The organism is Rhizobium sp. Root274, assembly GCF_001429245.1.
Classification (GTDB): Bacteria; Pseudomonadota; Alphaproteobacteria; order Rhizobiales; family Rhizobiaceae; genus Allorhizobium.
Genome location: NZ_LMJE01000009.1, coordinates 419,161 through 425,541, shown reverse-complemented (window position 1 = coordinate 425,541; position 6,381 = coordinate 419,161). Strand labels below are relative to the sequence as shown.

Genomic DNA, 6,381 nt, shown 5'->3' with positions numbered 1-6,381 from the left:
TTATCCGGTTGGCGGCATCCGACCGCCAAACCTTCGTTCCATCCCCACGTCCGGAGGGAGACCGTTGCAGCGGGCCGGGGTCTTGCACCTGCGACAGCACTTAACCCCGGCGCCGGCCCCGCCTCGCCTGACATCGCATCGTCAGGTGTATCCGAGGGCGGGACAGCGACAAGTTTACGACGGCGGAAATGGTGGGGGATGAAAAAACATGTCAGGGTTTGATTTTGTTGGGAAATGTTTGGAATTCATCCCCCTTTTTTGGGCGATTTGCGGCTCGCGGGGCCCTATCTCTCCCTTGCGGGGGAGAAAGCGAAATCGAGGAATCGGCCCGATCAGGGCCAAACCTCAGATTTTGCAAGAGAGGGGCTCGGTCAGGTCAGTGCCAACGGAACCGTGCCCCTCTCCAGGAAAATCTGAAGTTTAGGCGGCTTGCGCGCGCCTAAGCCTTCGATTTTCCGTCCTCCCCCGCAAGGGGGGAGGTGGGGGCGTCCGTCATCACTCAACGCAGGCAGATGCCGCGTGTATTCTCATCTGAGGCCGGCGTTATGCCTCATCGAATCATCCAAGGACAAGGATTCGTATATTTTTGATCAATAAATTTCGTCATCATCAGGTTCGTAATGGTCTTGGTCTTTTTCATAATATTCGTCATCAATTCTTCTCTTTATATTTGATAAGTTTTCCTCTGAAGATAAGGCCTCAAACATTTTCATTTCCTCAGGATCGTCTGCTGGGTCGTAGAATGTCCATCGGACATTTTTCTGGCTCATGATCTTTTCGACGTCTTCTATGATCATGAGGTGCCTTACTAAACCGAAGATGTTCGTTCTAAAATTATACTCTCTAGCTTTCTCCACGAAATTTTCGGGAATCAACTGGCTTAATTGTGAAATCTTAGTAATTCCGAATCCCGCTAGTTCAGTGACAAGCTCAGAAACTTGAGCGTGGACATTTTCAGATATGTCTTCCAGCGGATACCTATTCTTCTCAGCCCAATTCTGAATAAATTCGGTTAAGCTTATTGAGTTTATATCAATGTCTAAATTCCCAGCATTGTAACTTCGATTCACGCTCTTCGTGTATTCATCAATCTCGCTAGCCAACTCGCTGAAGCCTTTGTCCGCAATTTCTAGCAGACCTGCGTGAAGATAGAGGCGGCGTTGAATGCTGCTCGGGAGTTGGCCGCGGAATTTGTATGATCTGTCATGAGCTAGCTCGGCCCAAGCGTGTTGAAGCACGGTTCTGATTTGGATCTCAAACTTCAGATTATCTAAGCCCTCAAACTCTGGAAGCGCAGATCTCTGCTTGCCTATGTCGCATACAAAGTGAACGGACCTGTATCCAACTTGATCTAACGACAGCTTGTCGTCTTTGTTGCTGCTGTGCAATTTGTCGACAAAGAAAGACTGGTTGATTATGTCTGATACAAGATCAATATCCGACTCAACAAACAATATTATCCTTATTCCCGAGATGTCTGTAATTTGGCTTTTTGGGTCTTTATAGTTTTTTCGTTTTATTTTTTCTATAATACATTCTTTTGTTTTTGTTCTTCCAGAAACTGAGAGATATTCTATATTGTTTTGTTCAATTAGATTCTTGATTATGCTTTCTATAGAGATAGTGAGGCGTCTGAATTTAGGAAGTAAATCGTCAATCTCGCGTTCAAAATCCATTATCCGCGCCGCTCCAACTATAGATTGCACCGTCTTGTACTGCAACGCATAGGCGCTTCTAATATTGGGCGCAAGATGCGCTGCGCCGTTTTTCAGTGCGTTGCCTAACCGACCGGGTGTGCTGGCGCCCGAAATTGTGTCAGTGTATCCAAAGCTCTGACTTGGGACCAGCGATCTAGCGTGCTCCAAGCTCGGAGTGCCGATGTTGCTGGCATTGTTGCCTGGCTGATTCGTTTATGCCCTCGCAAGGCCGGCGCCGCAGCTAGGTTAACCGCACCACCACACCAATCCCACCGCCAAGGCAACCGTAATACCCCGCACCAGCCATCGCACGCTGCGAGAACGGCTGTGCCAGCCAGCGGTCATGTAACTGAGAAGATCAGAGAGCAGTCTTTGCCAGGTCTTGGATTTAGTCCGTTGAAGGCGTGCGTCGAGCGTGCAGTCTGCCCGTCCCTTACCCTCCCCTAAGGGGGGAGGGGATGCCCCTCATCCGCCCTTCGGGCACCTTCTCCCCGCAAGCGGGGAGAAGGAGGGGTCACCGCCCCGGTCGCCCCGTTTTGCCCTTCGTCCTTGCCTTGCGCTTGCCGTCAGACGGGTCCTCGTAGGAGCCGGCGCCGGAGCGGGCGCGGATGATGGGGCGGGGGGCGTCGGGATTCCCCTCCCCAACCCTCCCTACAGGGGGGAGGGAACTGGTTGTGCCTGCCGGCTTCTCCGGCAGCTTGCCGGTGACCGGTTTTTCGGTGCGGCCGACGGTCATTTCGTCGAGGGTGTTCTTGCGGAAATAGGAGCCTTCCGGGCCGGATTTCGGCATCGGCACGGCGCCGTCGGTGCCGGGGCCCATGTCGTCGATATGGGGTTTGGAGAAATAGCTGCCCTTGCCCTCGGGGGCGCCGGATTTGTTGCGGCCGGAGGGGGAGATGCGGGGTTGGTCGGCGTCGCCGGTTGTGGGTCCTCGGGTCAAGCCCGAGGATGACGACGGAGGGGGCGGCGCCTGTTTCCCTCTCGCGCCTTCCACCGCCTTCGCCTCCTGCCTGGCCATCGGGTCGTCCATGGTGGCGAGTTCGGCGGCTTTGAGGCGTTTGATTTCGTCGCGCAGGCGCGCGGCTTTTTCGAAGTCGAGGTCGGCGGCGGCGTCGCGCATGGACTTTTCCAGCGCGTTGAGATGGGCCTGGAGGTTGTTGCCGACGAGGTGGCCGCCATCGGCGAAACCCTTGCCGCCTGTGGCGCCGGAGATGTCGGCGCGGACGTGGTCGCGTTCGTAGACCGAGTCGAGGATGTCGGAGATGCGGGCCTTGACGGATTCGGGCGTGATGCCGTGTTCGATGTTGTAGGCCATCTGCTTTTCGCGGCGGCGGGAGGTTTCGTCCATGGCGCGCTGCATGGAGCCGGTGATCTGGTCGGCATAGAGGATGACCTTGCCGTCGACGTTTCGCGCGGCGCGGCCGATGGTCTGGACCAGCGAGGTTTCGGAGCGGAGGAAGCCTTCCTTGTCGGCATCGAGGATGGCGACGAAGCCGCATTCGGGGATGTCGAGGCCTTCGCGCAAGAGGTTGATGCCGACCAAGACATCGAAGGCGCCGAGGCGCAGATCGCGGATGATCTCGATGCGCTCCAGCGTGTCGATGTCACTGTGCATATAGCGGACGCGCACGCCCTGTTCATGCAGGTATTCGGTGAGGTCCTCGGCCATGCGCTTGGTGAGGACGGTGACGAGTGTGCGGTAGCCCTTTTGCGCGGTCTCGCGGATTTCGCCGAGCACGTCGTCGACCTGGGACTTGGCCGGGCGGATTTCGACCGGCGGGTCGATGAGGCCGGTGGGTCGGATGACCTGTTCGGCGAAGACGCCGCCGGATTCTTCCATTTCCCAGCTGCCGGGGGTGGCGGAGACGGCGATGGTCTGGGGGCGCATGGCGTCCCATTCCTCGAAGCGCAGCGGGCGGTTGTCCATGCAAGAGGGCAGGCGGAAGCCGTATTCGGCCAGCGTCGCCTTGCGGCGGAAGTCGCCCCGGTACATGCCGCCAATCTGGGAGACGGAGACGTGGCTTTCGTCGATGAAGAGCAGCGCGTTGTCGGGGATGTATTCGAACAGCGTCGGTGGCGGCTCGCCGGGTTTGCGGCCGGTGAGGTAACGCGAATAGTTCTCGATGCCGGCGCAGGAGCCGGTGGCTTCGAGCATTTCGATGTCGTAGCGGGTGCGCTGTTCCAGGCGCTGGGCTTCCAGAAGGCGGCCGCCTTTCTCGAGCTCGGCGAGGCGCATCTTCAGCTCCGCCTTGATCGACTGGATGGCGCCGTTCAAGGCCGGGCGCGGCGTGACATAGTGGCTGTTGGCGTAGATTTTTACCGACTTCATGTCGCCGGTCTTCTTGCCGGTGAGCGGGTCGAATTCGGTGATGCTCTCGATTTCGTCGCCGAACAGCGTGATGCGCCAGGCGGCATCCTCCAGGTGGGCGGGGAAGAGTTCGATCGTGTCGCCACGGACGCGGAAGGAGCCGCGGACGAAGTTGATGTCCTGGCGCTTGTATTGCTGGGCGACGAGGTCGGCCAAGAGCTGGCGCTGGTCGATGCGGTCGCCGACCGACATCTGGAAGGTCATGGCGGTGTAGGTTTCGACCGAGCCGATACCATAGATGCAGGAGACGGAGGCGACGATGATGCAGTCGTCGCGCTCGAGGATGGCGCGGGTGGCGGCGTGGCGCATGCGGTCGATCTGTTCGTTGATCGACGATTCCTTCTCGATGAAGGTATCCGAGCGCGGCACATAGGCTTCCGGCTGGTAGTAGTCGTAATAGGAGACGAAATATTCGACCGCGTTGTCGGGGAAGAAGTTCTTGAACTCGGAATAGAGCTGGGCAGCGAGCGTCTTGTTCGGCGCGAGGATGACGGCCGGGCGCTGGGTCGCCTCGATCACCTTGGCCATCGTAAAAGTCTTGCCCGAGCCGGTGACGCCGAGCAGGACCTGGGTGCGATCGTCATTCTTGAGGCCCTCGACGAGGTCCTTGATGGCGGTCGGCTGGTCGCCGGCGGGTTCGAAGTCCGACGCCATGCGGATCTTGACGCCGCCCTCGGACTTTTGCGGGCGGGCCGGGCGGTGCGGCATCCACAGCTCGCCGTTCTTGAACAGCGGATTGCCGCTTTCGATCAGCTTGGACAAGGCGTCGACGGTGGCGGTGACGGCGCCGGGAGCCAGGGATTCGGCTTCCTCGAGGGATACGTCCATGCCGGCGATCGGGTTAAGGCCGGCGGCGGCGCGGGTCTTGGGATCCGAGGAGGCGCCGATCGAGACGCCGCGGGAAGTTTTTTGCGCGGTGGTGTTCTTGGCAGTCGTGGGCTTAGTTTTCTCCAGCGCCACCTTCTCCGCATGGCGGCGGGCTTCGACCTCGATCTTCTTGCGGTGCTTGCCGGCCTTGGAGGCAAGCTCGCGCTGGCTCTCGACCGTCGAAGCCTCGGCTTCGGCCTCCAACTGCTTCACCCAGTCGGCGACCGAACCGGAGAGCGGCGCGCCTTCGAAGGGCGCTTGCGGGGCTTCCTCGAAACCGGTCGAGGGGGCGGAGGATTTGGGAGATTTTGCCATGGCCGGAATATGGAGAAGCAGGCCGACAAAGGGAAGGGGCGGGGCGGGGAAATCAGAACGAAAACGCAACGGGGAGGCGGGCTGTTGCCATGGTGGTGGCAGGAGGGTGTGGGCCGGGTGGAACAGCGATGCGTTGCAAAGTGCGGTAGGGTGATCGATAGTGGTTGTGCAACTTAGGGGGCAAGCCGATCAGTTCCGTTCACTCCGCCGCGCAGGAGCCAGCATCTTCGGGACCCGACTGGTCCGAGATTGCCTCAATTGTGCGTTCTCACAATGGCCGGCGCGGCGCTCGACTGAGGAAACTGGGGAACGTGCAGGTCTTCGGCCTTGTCTCTCTCTTGGCGATCATCTTCATCGGGATGTGGATCAGCTTTCAGCGATCCCATGAGTTGTTTTTGGCTGTATCGCTTGGTGTGGCGTTCCTCGTATTGACGTCGCTCGGCTTGATCACAGTGTCGAAGCAGCGCCGGATGCAGACCGACTTCTACCTTGCGATCTTGCCTTTGCTTCTGCCGACGGTGGAGAAATGGTCGATCATGGCGAGAAGACCCGCGCCGCAGATCGCGCGCATGCCGGGTCACTACTTCGTTCCGCGCAATGAGATTGTCTGCGATTTTCACATCGAGGGCACGCGTGGTGGCGTTCCCTTCTCGGTGACGCAGGCGGTGCTTAGCCGTTCAGCGGACGGATTCGACGATACAACATTTTGCGGCCTGATCATCTGGACCCATCTTTCCAGTGCGTTCTCCGGCGACTTCGCCGCGCTGCGACGGCCCGAACATCAACGTTCGCTCTGGCGCGGAACGGTCCTGCCTGAAAGACTCTTGTGCATTGAAAACACCACGCATCTCGGCCGATGGGCCTACGACTTCGTTACCACCGATCGTGACGCTGCCAGCCTGCGATTGGCGGGAATGGTCAGCGCAGTCGAAGCTCTGCTGGTCCTGAAGCTGGAAGATTTGCCGCAAGTCGCAATCAGAGGCTCGGACGCCTTCGCACTGCTGCCGTCGCAACGCTTCGGTTGGGATGGCGACCAGCCGGTTCACGAGTTGGATATCGACCGACATATCAGACCCTTCGAGCGCACGCTCTCGAGCCTTCTTGAGACCATAGACGGCCTAAGACGGATCTAGA

General features: G+C 58.7%; 3 protein-coding genes. 1 reads left to right on the top strand and 2 read right to left on the bottom strand.

Features of this window, described 5'->3' with window-relative positions; translation table 11 throughout:
- Positions 1–590 precede the first annotated feature (590 nt).
- Complete coding sequence (locus tag ASE36_RS19785; RefSeq protein ID WP_062284301.1) at positions 591–1,676, bottom strand: GTP pyrophosphokinase family protein; 1,086 nt, start codon at positions 1,674–1,676, stop codon at positions 591–593.
- Positions 1,677–2,211: 535 nt separating this feature from the next.
- Positions 2,212–5,247 carry an excinuclease ABC subunit UvrB gene (uvrB, locus tag ASE36_RS19780; protein ID WP_062284304.1) on the bottom strand — a complete coding sequence of 1,012 codons (3,036 nt, stop codon included), beginning with the start codon at positions 5,245–5,247 and terminating at the stop codon, positions 2,212–2,214.
- A gap of 311 nt (positions 5,248–5,558) precedes the next feature.
- Here uvrB and ASE36_RS19775 point away from each other — a divergent pair, with 311 nt between their 5' ends.
- Positions 5,559–6,380, top strand: coding sequence for a hypothetical protein (locus tag ASE36_RS19775; protein WP_062284306.1), 822 nt, complete (start codon positions 5,559–5,561; stop codon positions 6,378–6,380).
- Position 6,381: the final 1 nt, after the last annotated feature.

Bases quoted from the DNA above. Each gene is read 5' to 3' on its own strand.
- uvrB (WP_062284304.1), bottom strand. From the start codon at position 5,247: ATGGCAAAATCTCCCAAATCCTCCGCCCCCTCGACCGGTTTCGAGGAA.
- ASE36_RS19785 (WP_062284301.1), bottom strand. From the start codon at position 1,676: ATGGATTTTGAACGCGAGATTGACGATTTACTTCCTAAATTCAGACGC.